Below are 14344 nucleotides of genomic sequence, written 5' to 3'. Positions count from 1 at the left end.
GGGCTTTTCTTCGATCGGATGTGATCCGCTTTGTGTTGGAGCGCGCCCATTGCTGCAGGGCCACCCGCCCCGGTGTCCCCGCGGGGCATCCCTCAGGCTTCAGCGGGCGAGTTCAGCCGCCGTCGCCGCATCCAGCCGCCCGGATGTGGGCAGCCCCTTGTCGTTCTGAAAGGCGCGCAGCGCTGCCGTCGTCTTGCCGCCCATGGCGCCATCGGGTGTGCCGGCGTTGTAGCCCAGCTCGTTCAGGCGGGCCTGCGCATCGCGCAGCGAAAGTCCTGCGGTGGCTCCATTGTTTTGCGCGGCAGCACGCGCGGCCGATGTCTGCGAGGGCGGTGCGGCGCCGTCCACACTCAGCCGCCCGCCACCCCCCAGGCCCTGGCCCTTCACCGTCTGGGCGCGGTAGTTGCGCAGCGACTGCACCATCTGGTTGAACGCATCCATGAAGGCGGCCGCAATCACCTTGCCTTCGGCCGTGTTGGAGTAACCGCCCATGCGCGCGCCGCCCGATCCGCCCAGCAGTTGCCCCATGGCGCCAAAGTCGGTCTTGGCGGCACTGCCTTCCGACGCCGCCACTTGCACACCGGATCGGTTGTCGATGAGCGTGAGCAGCGCGCTGGCCTCTTTGGTGTTCATGTTGCCGCCGATGGCTGCCAGCAGGCCCCCCGCACGGCCACCGACCAGGCCGCCCAGCGATGCGGAGGCACCGCCTGCGTTGTTGTTCTGGAACACGATTTCGGGCGACAGGCCATAGTCCGAGGCCACCATCTGCCCCTGGCCAAACTGGCTGCCCTGCCGCATTTCGCCCGACTGCATCAGCGCGCGCTCGCGCGTCATCGCGTTCATGCCGGCGGCGCCGCGCTCCACCACCACAAAGCAGTTGGACTGCTGCACCAGCAGACGCAGCAGGTTGGCCGTGGGCGGCAGGCGGTATTGGTCACGCAGGATGGTGTACCAGCCAGCCTGCTGGTTTTCGATCAGCGAGACGGTGCCCAGCGGGCTTTCGCAACGCTCCAGCGAGTCGCTGGCGCCGGTAGAGGCTCCGCCCGCAGCGCTGCCGGTGGCCACGGTCTTGGCATCGGCGCTGCCCATGCGCATGTTGGTGGTCTCGCAGCCGCTCAGTAGTGCAGCAGCGGCCACGGCAGCGCTGACTGCGCACAGGCGCAGCGGGGTGGTTGAACGGGGCGGGGTGGCAGCGGCACGCGCGCGCCGTTGCTGGACAGAAAGGGTGATAGTCATGGTGACGGATGTGGCCGCATGTGCAGCGAAAGGGAGGAACACAAAGTCCTGATCTTTCGCCGTGCAGCCAATCACCGGCAACCCGACAGAGGTAGGGTGCAAGGGGTGGCGCACCCGGCCCGGAGTGCGCCCCGCGCTTATCAGAACGGTCAGCTGCTGGACAGCGCCGCGCTCTGCAACTGCGCCAGCGTCACAAACTCCAGCGCGCGGGCATGGGTGCATTCCAGGATCACCGGCGGTGCCACACCCGCCTCGTAGGCTTCTTTCCAGCGCAGGGCGCACAGGCACCAGCGGTTGTTGGCCTTGAGTCCTACAAACCGGTATTCGGGCCGGGGGGTGATGAGGTCATTGCCCCGCGACAGCGAGAAGTCCAGAAACGCCTGTGTCATGCGTGCGCAGATCACGTGGGTGCCGTGGTCGTGCTCGTCGGTGTTGCAGCAGCCATCGCGGTAGTAGCCGGTCAGCGGGTCGTAGGAGCAGGGCATCAGCATGGTGCCCAGAACGTTCAGTGCAGTCATATCGGGTCGCGTGTGTTGTGAGGGCCTATGGGGGGCGTAGATTGTTGGAGTGGGCGCGGGGCGGCTCAGCCCTCTTCGCCACGGCGGCGCAGCACCACGGTGATCTGCCCGTTGGTCTCGATGGTGGCGCGTTCCACTTCGTGCGCGTGCAGGCAGCCACCGGCGCGCAGTGCGGCCTCCACGTCGTCGCGGGTCAGCAGCTCCTTGCGCATCAGCGCCTGATTCAGCTCGCCCTGGTGGATCAGCACCTGGGCCTTGCCGTCCACCCAGCGCCCGATGCGCGGGAAGTGGAACGCCAGCCGCGCCAGCGCCACATGCAGCAGCATCAGCGTGCTGGCAGAGATCAGCCCGCCCACCAGCGAGTTGTCGCCAGCGTTCATCGAGTTCTGCACCGCGTTCGACAGGATCAGCAGCAGGATCAGGTCAAACGGCTCGTACTGCCCTGTCTGCCGCTTGCCCGACAGGCGCATGAACACCAGCAAGAACAGATACACCACCACGCCGCGCAGCACAAACTCCCACCACGGCACACTCATTTGCCACATTGCAAGGTTCCTTGTTGGATGCTTGGGTGGGGCCAGTCTACGGCCTGCGGCTTGCCCCTCATTCGCTGAGCGAAAATCCCGGGCAATCCCCCGCACGGCTCCGGCACAGTGCGCCCTCATTGCAGTGGCGGCCGAGTGGGCCTCCTCTGCTGCCCCCATCGAAAGTACCGCCCCATGCAACGCCGCCAATTCCACCAAACCAGCCTCATGGGGGCGCTGCTGTGCGCCACTGCGCAGCACGCCTGGGCGCTGTCGCTGGGCGACCTCACCAATGCCGACGCCTCCAGCGGCCTCAAGGCCGCGCTGACCCAGGGCGCGCAGGCGGCGGTGTCGCTGCTGGGCCGCAATGACGGGTTTCTGGGCAACCCCAAGGTGCGCATCGGCCTGCCGGGCTACCTGGACGACGCGGCCAAGGTGATGAAGTCGCTGGGCCAGGGCAAGCGCATCGATGAGCTGGTGGTGTCCATCAACCGCGCCGCGGAAGCGGCCGTGCCCATGGGCAAGGACCTGCTGGTGGGCGCGGTGCAGAATATGACGGTGACCGATGCCAAGAACATCCTCACCGGCGGCGACAACTCGGTGACCGCCTTTTTTGCCGACAAGACGCGCACGCCACTGGGCCAGCGCTTTCTGCCGGTGGTGAACCAGGCCACCGAGAAAGTCGGCCTCACGCAGAAATACAACGCCTTCGCGGGCAAGGCCGCGAGTTTTGGCCTGCTGAAGGTCGAAGACGCCAACCTGGCGCAGTACGTCACCGGCAAGACGCTGGACGGTCTGTACCTCATGATCGGTGAGGAAGAGCGCAAGATCCGCCAGGATCCGGCCGCCGCCGGCAGCGCCATCGCGCGCAAGGTGTTTGGTGCCTTGCGCTGAGAGACGTCACGATGCCTTTGCCACAGCCTAACGACCCCTGCCCCTGCGGGCGCCTGGCGCCTGCTGGCCCGGGTGGCAGCAAGGGCAAAAGCGCAGCCCCCTTGCCATTCGCCAGCTGTTGCGGCCGTTACCTGGCGGCACCTGGGCTGGATGCCATGGCCGCCCCCGATGCCGAAAGCCTCATGCGGTCGCGCTACACCGCCTTTGTGTGCGAGCGATCCGACTACCTGCAGGCCACCTGGCACGCCAGCACCCGCCCGGTCACGCTCGACTTTGATGCGGGGGCCAAATGGCTCGGGCTGGACGTGCGCCGACACGTCGCCACCGACGCCGACCACGCCGTGGTCGAGTTTGTGGCCCGCTACCGTGTCGCTGGGCGCGCCGTGCGCCTGCACGAGACCAGCCGTTTTGTGCGCGAGGAGGGGCGCTGGTTCTATGTCGATGGAGACCTCCATGGCTGAAATTCAAGCCAAAACCACCCCAAGCGCTAAGTGCAATATGCCCTGATAGCTATGAAATTTGAAGCAATCCTGTTTGACTGTGACGGCGTGCTGGTGGACAGCGAGCCCATCACCAACGGCGTGCTGCGCGACATGCTGGCCGAGGCCGGGTGGGTGCTGACGCCGGAAGAGTGCATGCGCCTTTTCATCGGCAAGATGGTGCGCAGCGAGGCCGCGCGCATTGAGCACCACACGGGCCGCCCACTGACCGACGAATGGATGTCGGCCTTCTACGCGCGCCGCAATGCTGCGCTGGAGGCGCAGCTCACCGCCATCGAGCACATCCACGGCGCTGTCGAGCGTGTGCACGCCCACCACGGCGGGCGCATTGCCTGTGCCTCGGGGGCCGACCGTTTCAAGGTCGAGATGCAGCTCGCCAAGGTGGGCCTGGCGCCGTACTTTGAAGGCCGCATCTTCAGCGGCCACGAAATGCCCGCCACCAAGCCCGCGCCCGATGTGTACCTTGCCGCCGCTGCAGCGCTGCAGGCAGCGCCCACGCGCTGTGCGGTGGTCGAAGACACGGTGACCGGCGTCACCGCCGGTGTGGCTGCCGGGGCCACCGTGTTTGCCTACGCCCCGCTGGACGATGGGGCCGCGCTGCGGGCTGCAGGGGCGCAGCACGTGTTTCGCAGCATGGCCGAGCTGCCCGGCTTGCTCGGCTGCTGACACGGGTCCACAAAAAAAGGGACATGGCGATGAACACCTTTGCGCGGGCCATGAAGCACACGGTACTGGCCGCCGCCCTGGCGCTGCTGGCGGGCTGTTCGTCGGTCAAACCCTGGATCAACGAACCCCTGCCTGCGGGCGATCAGAACATCCCTGTGCGCAAGTCCGAGCGCGACCCGACCATCCTCGTGGCCGTCACGCTGTCAGGTGGCGGCGCGCGGGCCGCCGCGTTTGGCTACGGCGTGCTGACCGAGCTGCAGCAGACGCGGTTTGTGTGGAACGGCCACCCCACCACCTTGCTGGACGCCACCGACGTGGTCAGCGGTGTGTCGGGCGGCAGCATTGTGGCGGCCTACTTTGCGGCGCATGGCATCGAGGGGCTGCCACGCTTTGAACAGGACTTTCTGCGCCAGAACTTCCAGAACAGCCTCATCACCCAGGCGCTGCGCCCCGGTAATCTGATCGACCTGACCTCCCCCTGGCTGGGCCGCACGCACCTGTTGGCACGGCGGCTGGACGAGCTGTATGGCGGCCTCACCTTTGGCGACGTGGAGCGGCGCCCGCGCCACCCGCAGCTGTTCATTACCGCCACCGACATGTCGCTGGGCACCGGCTTTGAGTTCACCTGGGAGCAGTTTTCGCTGATCTGCTCAGACCTGCGCAAGGTGCCGCTGTCGTTCGCCGTGGCGGCCTCGTCGGCGGTGCCGCTGCTGCTGAGCCCGATGACGCTCAAGAACTACGCCGACCAGTGCCCCGATCGTCCCTCCCCATCGGTCGCCGCGGCGGCGACGGGCGACTACCGCGTGCGGCTCAACCGCGCCCATGAACTGAGCTATGTGGATGCGCAGCGCAAGCCCTACATCCATCTGGTCGATGGCGGCCTGGCCGACAACCTGGGGGTGCAGCGCCTGCTGGACCGCGCCCTGGCCAATGGCGGCCTGCGCCAGACCTTCAGCGAGGTCGGCATACCGCCTGCCACCATTCGCAAGCTGGTGCTGATCACGGTAAACGCCGAGCGCGATCCCTCGGTCAACATCGACATGAGCGACAAGGTGCCCAACATGGCGCAGGTGGTGGACGCCCTGCTGTTCGGCACCGGCGCCCGCGCCACGCGCGAGACGCAAGAGTTCTTGCGCGACATCACACGCCAATGGCAGCGCTCGCTGGCGTCAGGCCCCACCGGCGCCAACGACGTGTTCGCGCCCGACGCGGAGATCCACGTCATCCCCGTCAACCTGCGCGACGCCCCCGACGACATCGCACGCCGCCGCCTGCTGCAGGTGCCCACGGCGTTTTCGATCGCGTCGGAAGAAGTCACCGACCTCATCGAGGCGGGCGGCAGCGTGCTGCGCCACTCGCCCGAGTTCCGGGCGCTGGTGCAATCGCTACTCAGCCCCGATCCCCATGTGCCACATGCACCGCCAGCGGGGCTGCAGGCCAAGGACTGAGGGCGCGCGCTCAGGGGCTCTTGACGGCGCTCAGGGACGCGTATCCGGCGCCGGGGTCGTGGGCACTCCCTGCTCCTCGGCAGCCCGCACCTGCGCTGCCATGGCACGCTGGTAGCCGGGCCGCTGCTGCAGCCGCTGCCAATAGGCCTGCGTGGCCAGGCCAAACTGCGCATCCAGCCCCAGGTGCTGCGCCAGCAGCAGCGCATACCCCACCGCCACATCCGCCGCCGTGAAGCGGCCCGCGCACAGGTGCTCGGTGCGGCTGTGGGTCAGGGCCGTTTCTACGGCGCGCAGCCGGGCCAGGAACCAGCGGCTGTAGTCCTCCACCACCTGCGGCTGCTGCCGCTCCGCAGGCTCAAAGCGGCCATAGCGCAGCACCAGCGTCTGCGGAAAGGTCAGCGTGGCATCGCTCATGTGCAGCCAGTTCAGGTAGGCGCCATACGCCGGGTGTGTGGGCGCCACGTCCAGCCCCGCGTCGGGGTGTGTGGCGGCAAGGTACTGGCACATGGCCGCCGACTCGGTCATGCGCACATCGCCTTGCACCAGCAGCGGCACGGTGCCCAGCGGGTTCTCGTCCAAAAACCACCGCGCCTTGGCGCGCGGCGGGAAGGGGAGCATGTGGAGCTGGTAGGGCAGTTGTAGCTCTTCGAGCATCCACAGGGGGCGGAAGGAGCGGGCGCTGACGCAGTGGTGGAGATGGAGCATGAAGGCAAGCGACAAGAGGGCGGGCGGGAGCGCTAGTCAGTGTAGTGGTGGCTGGCTGCGGACGCAGCCCCGTGGCAGCCATGCAGGGTGCAGATTGCGTCATTGGGCAACGTCCTGTCACGCTGGGCTCGCTTGGCGCCGAAACTCCGCCGGTGACTGCCCTGTCCACCCCCGGAACGCCCGGATAAAACTCTTCTCGTTCTCGAAACCCGCCGCCTCGGCCACCTGCTTGATCGGTCGCTGCGTGCGGTGCAGCAGCTCCACCGCGCGGGTGCGGCGCACCTCGTCTTTCAGGCCTTGCAGCGTGGCGCCTTCTTCCTTCAACTGCCGGTGCAGGGTGCGCGGTGACACATGCAACAGCGCGGCCAGTGATTCGGCGCTGTGCTGGGGCAGGGCGTGGGCGGGCTGGCCGGGCAGGGGGGCGGCCAGCAACTGGCGCACGCGCTGCACCAGCAGGCGGTCGCGGCGGTAGTGCAGCACCGTCAGGGGCAGGGCGTGCTGCAGCATCTGGCGCAGGGCCTGTTCGTCGCGGCGCAGGGGCAGGTGCAGGTAGCGGGCGTCGAAGTGGATGGCGGTGCGTGGTGCGTGGAAGGTGATGGGGCCTCGGAACAGCACGGCATACGCATCGGCGTGCGGGGGCGCATCAAAGGCAAATTCTGCGGCAATGAGCGGAATGCGCGAGTCCACCATCCAGCAGGCCAGTCCGTGCGCGTTGCGCAATACGGAGACCAGGCAGAACTCGCGCAGCGCACCCAGGTCGCGGGCCTCGGTGATGGCCAGGGTGGCGGTGTCGCCCTGGGTGGTGAGGTGCAGCGCAATGTCGTCTGCCAGCAGGCCATGGTGGCGGCACCAGCGGGCCAGGGCCACCTGCAGCGTGGGCGAGCTGATGCTGGCGCGCGCCAGCATGCCGTAGCTGCCCCAGGGCAGGCGGCGGCTGAACCAGCCCAGGGCTTCGTCGTCCAGCTCCTGCATGGCGGCGTCGGAGATCTGTTCCATCTGCCAGGCGGTGATGCGGGCGCTGTCGTCTTGCAGCAGCTGCGGCGCAATCTGTGCCTGGGCCAGGGCGCGTTCGGGGCTCATGCCGCGCCGTTCATAGGCCAGAGCAATGGCGCGCACGAACGCGATGGGCGTGGCCGCCGGTGCGATGGGCGTCGCTGCGGGGGCTGTGGCGGAAGCAGGCAGGCGGTGGGCGATAGAGGCAGGTGATTTCACGTTACAGAGTGTGCCAGCCGTGGCACGATTTGCAACCATTGTGGCAACCCGGCCGGGCCGTGGGCTTCTATGCTTGCCTATGCTTTCGAATGGCTTGCCACGCGTGCTCTGCCCGCGCTGGCCGGATGACCGAGGAGACAAACCTGTGACGACTGCAGCCGCAACACAATCCGCACCGCTGGTGGACAGCTACGCCCGTGGCGCTACCGATGTTCCCCTGATCGAGCAAACCATCGGCGCCTTCTTTGCCGACATGGTGGCCCGCCAGCCCGAGCGCGAGGCGCTGGTTAGCGTGCACCAGGGCCGCCGCTACACCTACGCCCAATTGCAGACCGAGGCGCACCGCCTGGCCAGCGCGCTGCTGGGCATGGGGCTCACCCCCGGCGACCGCGTGGGCATCTGGTCGCACAACAACGCCGAATGGGTGCTGATGCAGCTGGCCACCGCGCAGGTGGGCCTGGTGCTGGTCAACATCAACCCGGCCTACCGCACGTCCGAAGTCGAATACGCGCTGAACAAGGTGGGCTGCAAGCTGCTGGTGACCATGGCCCGCTTCAAGACCAGCGACTACTTGGGCATGCTGCGCGAGCTGGCGCCCGAGTGGCACCACCAGCAGCCAGGCCAGCTGGGCTCCGTGAAGCTGCCCCACCTGAACACGGTGGTGTGGATCGATGAGGCGGGGCAGGGCGCCGACGAGCCCGGCCTGCTGCGTTTTACCGACCTGCTGGCACGCGGCAACGCGGCCGACCCGCGCCTGGCGCAAATCGCCGCCGCGCTCAAGGCCACCGACCCCATCAACATCCAGTTCACCAGCGGCACCACGGGCTTCCCCAAGGGGGCCACGCTCACGCACCGCAACATCCTGAACAACGGCTTCTTCATCGGCGAATGCATGAAGCTCACGCCCGAAGACCGGCTGTGCATCCCCGTGCCGCTGTACCACTGCTTTGGCATGGTCCTGGGCAACCTGGCCTGTCTCACGCATGGCTCTGCCATCGTGTACCCCAATGACGGATTCGACCCGATCACCGTGCTGCAGACGGTGCAGGACGAGCGCTGCACCGGCCTGCACGGCGTGCCCACCATGTTCATCGCCGAGCTGGACCACCCGCGTTTTGCCGAGTTCAACCTCAGCACCCTGCGCACCGGAATTATGGCGGGCTCGCCCTGCCCCACCGAGGTGATGAAGCGTGTGGTGGAGCAGATGAACCTGCGCGAAATCACCATCGCCTACGGCATGACCGAGACCAGCCCCGTGAGCTGCCAAAGCAGCACCGACACGCCGCTGGACAAGCGCGTATCGACCGTGGGCCAGGTGCAGCCGCACCTGGAGGTGAAGATTGTGGACCCTGACACGGGCGCCATCGTTCCCGTCGGCCAGCGCGGCGAGTTCTGCACCAAAGGCTATTCCGTCATGCATGGCTACTGGGGCGATGAGGCCAAGACCCGCGAGGCCATCGACGACGGCGGCTGGATGCACACCGGCGACCTGGCGACCATGGATGCCGAGGGCTACGTGAACATCGTCGGCCGCATCAAGGACATGGTGATCCGTGGCGGCGAAAACATTTACCCGCGCGAGATCGAAGAATTTTTGTACCGCCACCCGCAGGTGCAGGACGTGCAGGTGGTGGGTGTGCCCGACCAGAAGTACGGCGAAGAACTCTGTGCCTGGATCATCGCCAAGCCCGGCACGCAGCCCACCGAGGACGACATCCGAGCCTTCTGCAAGGGCCAGATTGCGCACTACAAGGTGCCGCGCTACATCCGCTTTGTCACCAGCTTTCCAATGACGGTGACGGGCAAGATCCAGAAGTTCAAGATCCGCAACGAGATGAAGGACCAGCTGGGCCTGGAAGAACAGAAAACCGCTTGAAAGAGCCACAACGTATGACCATTCTCGACACCCAACTCAATGCCCGCTCGGCGGACTTTCTGGCCAACGCCACCGCCATGCGCACACTGGTGGATGACCTGCGCGCGCAGCTCGACAAAGTCGCCCAGGGCGGCGGTGAGGCGGCCCGCGCCAAGCACACGGCGCGGGGCAAGCTGCTGCCGCGTGAGCGCGTGCAGATGCTGCTGGACCCGGGAACGCCGTTCCTCGAACTGGCGCCGCTGGCCGCGCTCAACATGTACAACAACGACGCGCCCAGCGCGGGGCTCATTGCGGGGGTTGGCCGCGTGAGTGGCGTGGACTGCATGATCGTGTGCAACGACGCCACGGTGAAGGGCGGCACCTACTACCCGCTCACCGTCAAGAAGCACCTGCGCGCGCAGGAAGTGGCGCAGCAGAACCACCTGCCCTGCATCTACCTGGTGGACTCGGGCGGTGCCAACCTGCCCAACCAGGACGAAGTCTTTCCTGACCGCGACCACTTCGGCCGCATCTTCTTCAACCAGGCCAACATGAGCGCCATGGGCATCTCGCAGATCGCCGTGGTCATGGGATCATGCACGGCGGGTGGTGCCTACGTGCCGGCCATGAGTGACGAGTCCATCATCGTCAAGAACCAGGGCACCATCTTCTTGGGGGGGCCCCCGCTGGTGAAGGCCGCGACGGGCGAGGTCGTGACGGCCGAAGACCTGGGCGGCGGCGACGTGCACACGCGCCTTTCGGGTGTGGCCGACCACCTGGCGCAGAACGACATGCACGCGCTGCAACTGGCACGCAATGCAGTGCGCAATTTGAATAAAAACAAGCCGCAGGCGCCCGCAGATCATGCACCGGTAGCTCCTAAATTCGCAGCAGACGAGCTGTACGGCGTGATCCCCGTGGACACGCGCAAGCCGTTTGACGTGCGCGAGATCATTGCGCGCATCGTGGACGGCAGCGAGTTCGACGAGTTCAAGGCGCGCTACGGCACCACGCTGGTCACGGGCTTTGCACGCATCGAAGGGATGATGGTCGGCATCATCGCCAACAACGGCATTTTGTTCAGCGAGTCGGCCCTCAAGGGTGCGCACTTCATCGAGCTGTGCTGCCAGCGCAAGATCCCGCTGGTGTTCCTGCAGAACATCACCGGCTTCATGGTGGGCCGCAAGTACGAGAACGAAGGTATAGCCCGCAACGGCGCCAAGATGGTGACGGCCGTGGCCACGGCCAGCGTGCCCAAGTTCACCATCATCATCGGCGGCAGCTTTGGCGCAGGCAACTACGGCATGTGCGGCCGCGCGTACTCGCCCCGCTTCCTGTGGATGTGGCCCAATGCGCGCATCAGCGTGATGGGCGGCGAGCAGGCCGCAGGCGTGCTGGCCACGGTGAAGCGCGACGGCATCGAAGGCAAGGGCGGCCAGTGGAGCATGGAGGAGGAAGAAGCCTTCAAGGCCCCCATCCGCCGTCAGTACGAGGACCAGGGCCACCCCTACTACGCCACTGCGCGCTTGTGGGACGACGGCGTGATCGACCCGGCCGACACCCGCCGTGTGCTGGCGCTGGGGCTGGCCGCCACGCGCAATGCGCCCATTGAAGACACCAAGTTCGGCCTGTTCCGCATGTGAGGGGCTGCAGAGATGCGCGTGTCTTGTGGACTGTCTTGGGGTGTGGCGTTGGCGGTGCTGGCCAGTGCCGCGCATGCACGGGTGGTGGAGGAGCAGATCGATGTGCCCGTGCAGGTCAAAAACCCCTGGGGCAAGCAGATCGCCCAAGACATCCGCGTGACGGTCTGGTCCGACGACACCAACCCCCGGCCCGCGCCGATTGCACTCATCAACCACGGTCGCGCACCGGATGCGCAAGGCCGGGCCAGCCTGGGGCGGGCGCGTTATACCGATGCATCGCGCTACCTGCTGCGCCGTGGCTTTGTGGTGGCCGTGCCGACCCGCGTGGGCTATGGCGTGAGCGGTGGCGAGGACGTGGAGGACACTGGGGCCTGCAACAACCGCAACTACCCGCCAGGGTTCGACGCCGCAGCCGTGCAAATGTTGGCTGCGCTGAACGCTGTGCGCCAGCGGCCTGACGTGGCGACCGACAGAGTGCTGGTGGTCGGGCAGTCGTTCGGTGGCGCCAGCACGGTGGCCCTGGCCGCGATGAATCCGCCCGGAGTGGTTGCGGCCATCAACTTTGCAGGCGGCAGTGGCGGCGACCCCAAGGGCCGGCCCCAGAATCCCTGCTCGCAGCCAGCGCTGGAGCGCACTTTTCAGGCCTACGGTGCGCAGGCCAAGGTGCCTATGCTGTGGATCTACACCGAAAACGACATGTACTTCGGCCCCCAGTTGCCACGCCAGTGGCACGCTGCGTTCACCAAGGCGGGCGGCAAGGCGAGCTTTGTGCAGTTCCCGCACCATGGCGAGGACGGGCATTCCCTCTTCACGCGTTTCCCGCAGGTGTGGCAGCCCGCAGTGTCCGAGTTTCTGGATGCGAACGGGTTCCCCGCCGCCATTGCGCGTTGACTTGTCTGCCATGACGTTCGCCATCTACCTCTCTCCTCGCAAGGCCTTCGCCGCGTTGGCTCTTGTTGTCGCCTGCGTTGGCGTCTGCACTGGCGCCGCACGGGCCCAGTCGCCCGCTGGAGAGCCTGCGGCGCTGCACCAGGTGGAGTTGCCTTTGCCTTCCGGTACCGTGCTGCGTGCCCATTGGTGGCCAGCGCCCCAGCCATCATCCGCGCAGGCCAGTGCGTCTGTACAGCCGGCCGTTCTGGCGCTGCATGGCTGTGGAGGCCTGTTTGCCAAGGCGGGCGTGTTGTCCTCCCGCTACCGTGAAACGGCCGAAACGCTGCACGCCGCAGGCTATGCCGTGCTGATGCCGGACAGTTTCGGATCGCGCGGGCTGCGTGATGTGTGCCAGACCCGCTACAGCGACCGCAGCCTGAACGTGAACGACCGCGTGCAAGACGCGCGCGCGGCCCTGGTGTGGCTGGCCGCGCAGCCCGGCGTGGATGCGCGGCACATCGGCGTGATGGGCTGGTCCAACGGCGGCACCACCACGTTGAATTTGCTGGTGCAGCGGCTCACCCACCCGCGCGAGGGCGAGCCGACACTGGCCGGTGCTGCGGTTTTCTACCCCGGCTGCGGGCCGTTGCTCAAACACCAGGCCGTGGCAGAAAGTGTTCCGCTGCTGATGCTGCTGGGTGCGCTGGACGACTGGACCCCACCCCAACCCTGCGTGGACTGGGCCGGCGCGCTGAAGGCCCGCGCTGGCAGCGACGTGACGGTGCACGTGTACGAAGGCAGCTACCACGGCTTTGATGGCACTGCGCCCGTGCGCCTGCGCGGCGATGTGCCCAATGGCACGTCGGCCCATGGTGTGCACCAGGGCGGAAACCCCACAGCGCGCGTTCAGTCGCTGGCCGCGCTGCAATCCTTCTGGAAACGGGTGCTGGGCACCCCGACCGCGCCATGAACGCCACCGACCATTTCACCCAACTCGCACGCTACAACCAGTGGGCCACTGCTCGCCTGCTCGACGCAGTGGCGGAGGTACCAGGGGACGACTACCGGCGCGATGTGGGCCTGTTCTTCAAAAGCATCCACGGCACGCTCAACCACCTGCTGGTGGGCGAGCACCATCTGTGGTTCGTGCGCTTTGCCGAAGGCACCTCGCCCAAGGTGGCGCTGGATGCCGAGCTGGAGCGCGACCGCGCGCAGCTGGATGCCCGGTTGCGCGAAGGCGCTGCCCGCTGGGCACCGTTGATTGCGTCGTTCTCGCCTGATCGCTGGAGCGGCACGCTCGACTACACCACCATGCGTGGCACGGCGGCATCGCTGCCGTTTGCGGCCACGCTGGCGCATGTGTTCAACCACGGAACGCACCACCGGGGTCAGATCACTGCGGCATTGACCGCGCTGGGCCAGCCCTGTCCCGAGCTGGACTTCGTCTACTTTCTGCAAAACCCGTCCAAGCCATGAGCAGCCAGAACCTTTCCATCACTCAGACCGGCGCCGTGGCGCGCATCACGCTCACGCAGCCTGAAATTCGCAACGCCTTCAGCGATGAGGTCATTGCCGAGATCACCGCCGCCTTCATCGATGTGGGTGGGCGCGCCGATGTGCGCGCCGTGGTGCTGGCGGCCGAAGGCCCAGCCTTTTGCGCTGGTGCCAACCTCAACTGGATGCGCCGCATGGCCGACTACACGCGCGACGAGAACATCGCCGACGCGGGAAAGCTGGCCGAGATGCTGCGGGTGATCTATGAGTGCCCCAAGCCCACGGTGGCACGCGTGCAGGGCGATGTATATGCAGGCGGCATGGGCCTGGTGGCCGCGTGCGACATGGCCGTGGCCGTGGACACGGCGGGCTTTTGCCTCAGCGAAGTGAAGCTGGGGCTCATCCCCGCCACCATCAGCCCGTATGTGATCCGTGCCATGGGCGCACGCGCTGCGCACCGGTACTTCCTCACGGCCGAGCGTTTTGGCGCGGCCGAAGCCTTGCGCATTGGCTTTGTGCACGAGGTCGTGGTCGCTGACCAGCTCGACACCAAAGTGGACGAACTGCTCAAGGCCCTGACCAGCGCCAGCCCCAACGCTGTGCGCGTGTGCAAGAAGCTGGTGATGGATGTGGCAGAGCGGGAGATCAACGCGGGCCTCATCGCCGCCACCGTGCAGGGCATTGCCGACATCCGCGCCAGCGACGAAGGCAAGGAAGGTGTGCAGTCGTTCCTGAACAAGCGCAAGCCCAACTGGCTGAGCTGATCGCTACTTAACGGC

General features: G+C 66.8%; 15 protein-coding genes. 10 read left to right on the top strand and 5 right to left on the bottom strand.

Translation table 11 applies throughout. The annotated features are described in order from the left end of the window. Positions 1–99: 99 nt before the first annotated feature. From ACTJKQ_RS15970 to ACTJKQ_RS15960, 3 genes are all read right to left on the bottom strand, one after another. Complete coding sequence (locus ACTJKQ_RS15970) at positions 100–1236, bottom strand: peptidoglycan-binding protein (RefSeq protein WP_440597417.1); 1137 nt, start codon at positions 1234–1236, stop codon at positions 100–102. A gap of 149 nt (positions 1237–1385) precedes the next feature. Continuing rightward, positions 1386–1754, bottom strand: a complete 369-nt coding sequence (locus ACTJKQ_RS15965; protein ID WP_440597416.1) for a DUF2237 family protein — start codon at positions 1752–1754, stop codon at positions 1386–1388. Positions 1755–1819: 65 nt separating this feature from the next. Beyond that, entirely contained in the window at positions 1820–2299 is a 480-nt protein-coding gene (locus ACTJKQ_RS15960; RefSeq protein ID WP_056057813.1) for a DUF421 domain-containing protein, read from the bottom strand. Positions 2300–2473: 174 nt separating this feature from the next. Here ACTJKQ_RS15960 and ACTJKQ_RS15955 point away from each other — a divergent pair, with 174 nt between their 5' ends. From ACTJKQ_RS15955 to ACTJKQ_RS15940, 4 genes are read left to right on the top strand one after another with little or no spacing between them, the layout of a single operon-like run. Continuing rightward, complete coding sequence (locus tag ACTJKQ_RS15955; protein WP_440597415.1) at positions 2474–3172, top strand: DUF4197 domain-containing protein; 699 nt, start codon at positions 2474–2476, stop codon at positions 3170–3172. 11 nt (positions 3173–3183) lie between these two features. Next, complete coding sequence (locus ACTJKQ_RS15950) at positions 3184–3633, top strand: YchJ family protein (RefSeq protein WP_440597414.1); 450 nt, start codon at positions 3184–3186, stop codon at positions 3631–3633. Between the two features lie 51 nt (positions 3634–3684). Next, positions 3685–4338: an HAD family hydrolase gene (locus ACTJKQ_RS15945; RefSeq protein ID WP_436075743.1), complete on the top strand. Its 654-nt coding sequence runs from the start codon at positions 3685–3687 to the stop codon at positions 4336–4338. 23 nt (positions 4339–4361) lie between these two features. Continuing rightward, positions 4362–5786 (top strand): patatin-like phospholipase family protein, encoded by a 1425-nt coding sequence (locus ACTJKQ_RS15940; RefSeq protein WP_440597413.1) that lies wholly within the window; start codon positions 4362–4364, stop codon positions 5784–5786. 30 nt (positions 5787–5816) lie between these two features. On the opposite strand, the gene ACTJKQ_RS15935 is transcribed toward ACTJKQ_RS15940, so the two are convergent. Continuing rightward, complete coding sequence (locus ACTJKQ_RS15935; protein WP_436075741.1) at positions 5817–6491, bottom strand: glutathione S-transferase family protein; 675 nt, start codon at positions 6489–6491, stop codon at positions 5817–5819. Positions 6492–6608: 117 nt separating this feature from the next. Beyond that, positions 6609–7742 (bottom strand): AraC family transcriptional regulator, encoded by a 1134-nt coding sequence (locus ACTJKQ_RS15930; RefSeq protein ID WP_440597412.1) that lies wholly within the window; start codon positions 7740–7742, stop codon positions 6609–6611. A 106-nt stretch (positions 7743–7848) separates the two neighbouring features. On the opposite strand from ACTJKQ_RS15930, the gene ACTJKQ_RS15925 reads away from it, so the two are divergent. Genes ACTJKQ_RS15925 through ACTJKQ_RS15900 form a run of 6 tightly spaced genes read left to right on the top strand, consistent with a single transcriptional unit; the run spans position 7849 to position 14329 of the window. Then, positions 7849–9579 carry an AMP-binding protein gene (locus ACTJKQ_RS15925; RefSeq protein ID WP_440597411.1) on the top strand — a complete coding sequence of 577 codons (1731 nt, stop codon included), beginning with the start codon at positions 7849–7851 and terminating at the stop codon, positions 9577–9579. A 14-nt stretch (positions 9580–9593) separates the two neighbouring features. Continuing rightward, on the top strand, positions 9594–11201 hold the full coding sequence (locus ACTJKQ_RS15920; protein ID WP_440597410.1) for a carboxyl transferase domain-containing protein: 1608 nt from the start codon (positions 9594–9596) through the stop codon (positions 11199–11201). Positions 11202–11219: 18 nt separating this feature from the next. Next, on the top strand, positions 11220–12092 hold the full coding sequence (locus tag ACTJKQ_RS15915; RefSeq protein ID WP_440597409.1) for an alpha/beta hydrolase family protein: 873 nt from the start codon (positions 11220–11222) through the stop codon (positions 12090–12092). Positions 12093–12102: 10 nt separating this feature from the next. Next, positions 12103–13041, top strand: coding sequence for a dienelactone hydrolase family protein (locus ACTJKQ_RS15910; protein WP_440597408.1), 939 nt, complete (start codon positions 12103–12105; stop codon positions 13039–13041). Beyond that, positions 13038–13547 (top strand): DinB family protein, encoded by a 510-nt coding sequence (locus ACTJKQ_RS15905; protein ID WP_436075740.1) that lies wholly within the window; start codon positions 13038–13040, stop codon positions 13545–13547. The genes ACTJKQ_RS15910 and ACTJKQ_RS15905 overlap by 4 nt, the downstream gene beginning before the upstream one ends. Further along, positions 13544–14329, top strand: coding sequence for an enoyl-CoA hydratase/isomerase family protein (locus ACTJKQ_RS15900; RefSeq protein ID WP_440597407.1), 786 nt, complete (start codon positions 13544–13546; stop codon positions 14327–14329). Before ACTJKQ_RS15905 ends, ACTJKQ_RS15900 begins: the two co-directional genes overlap by 4 nt. Positions 14330–14344 lie beyond the last annotated feature (15 nt).

Origin of the sequence: Acidovorax sp. 22279 (assembly GCF_052045435.1) — a bacterium.
Taxonomy (GTDB): Bacteria; Pseudomonadota; Gammaproteobacteria; order Burkholderiales; family Burkholderiaceae_C; genus Acidovorax; species Acidovorax delafieldii.
Note: the sequence above shows the minus strand (reverse complement) of the source record. Positions and strands in the feature narration are given on the sequence as shown.

Excerpts from the sequence above, each read along its gene's own strand:
- ACTJKQ_RS15970 (WP_440597417.1), bottom strand. The coding sequence starts at position 1,236 with ATGACTATCACCCTTTCTGTCCAGCAACGGCGCGCGCGTGCCGCTGCC.
- ACTJKQ_RS15965 (WP_440597416.1), bottom strand. The coding sequence starts at position 1,754 with ATGACTGCACTGAACGTTCTGGGCACCATGCTGATGCCCTGCTCCTAC.
- ACTJKQ_RS15960 (WP_056057813.1), bottom strand. The coding sequence starts at position 2,299 with ATGTGGCAAATGAGTGTGCCGTGGTGGGAGTTTGTGCTGCGCGGCGTG.
- ACTJKQ_RS15955 (WP_440597415.1), top strand. The coding sequence starts at position 2,474 with ATGCAACGCCGCCAATTCCACCAAACCAGCCTCATGGGGGCGCTGCTG.
- ACTJKQ_RS15950 (WP_440597414.1), top strand. The coding sequence starts at position 3,184 with ATGCCTTTGCCACAGCCTAACGACCCCTGCCCCTGCGGGCGCCTGGCG.
- ACTJKQ_RS15945 (WP_436075743.1), top strand. The coding sequence starts at position 3,685 with ATGAAATTTGAAGCAATCCTGTTTGACTGTGACGGCGTGCTGGTGGAC.
- ACTJKQ_RS15940 (WP_440597413.1), top strand. The coding sequence starts at position 4,362 with ATGGCGATGAACACCTTTGCGCGGGCCATGAAGCACACGGTACTGGCC.
- ACTJKQ_RS15935 (WP_436075741.1), bottom strand. The coding sequence starts at position 6,491 with ATGCTCCATCTCCACCACTGCGTCAGCGCCCGCTCCTTCCGCCCCCTG.
- ACTJKQ_RS15930 (WP_440597412.1), bottom strand. The coding sequence starts at position 7,742 with ATGGTTGCAAATCGTGCCACGGCTGGCACACTCTGTAACGTGAAATCA.
- ACTJKQ_RS15920 (WP_440597410.1), top strand. The coding sequence starts at position 9,594 with ATGACCATTCTCGACACCCAACTCAATGCCCGCTCGGCGGACTTTCTG.
- ACTJKQ_RS15910 (WP_440597408.1), top strand. The coding sequence starts at position 12,103 with ATGACGTTCGCCATCTACCTCTCTCCTCGCAAGGCCTTCGCCGCGTTG.
- ACTJKQ_RS15905 (WP_436075740.1), top strand. The coding sequence starts at position 13,038 with ATGAACGCCACCGACCATTTCACCCAACTCGCACGCTACAACCAGTGG.
- ACTJKQ_RS15900 (WP_440597407.1), top strand. The coding sequence starts at position 13,544 with ATGAGCAGCCAGAACCTTTCCATCACTCAGACCGGCGCCGTGGCGCGC.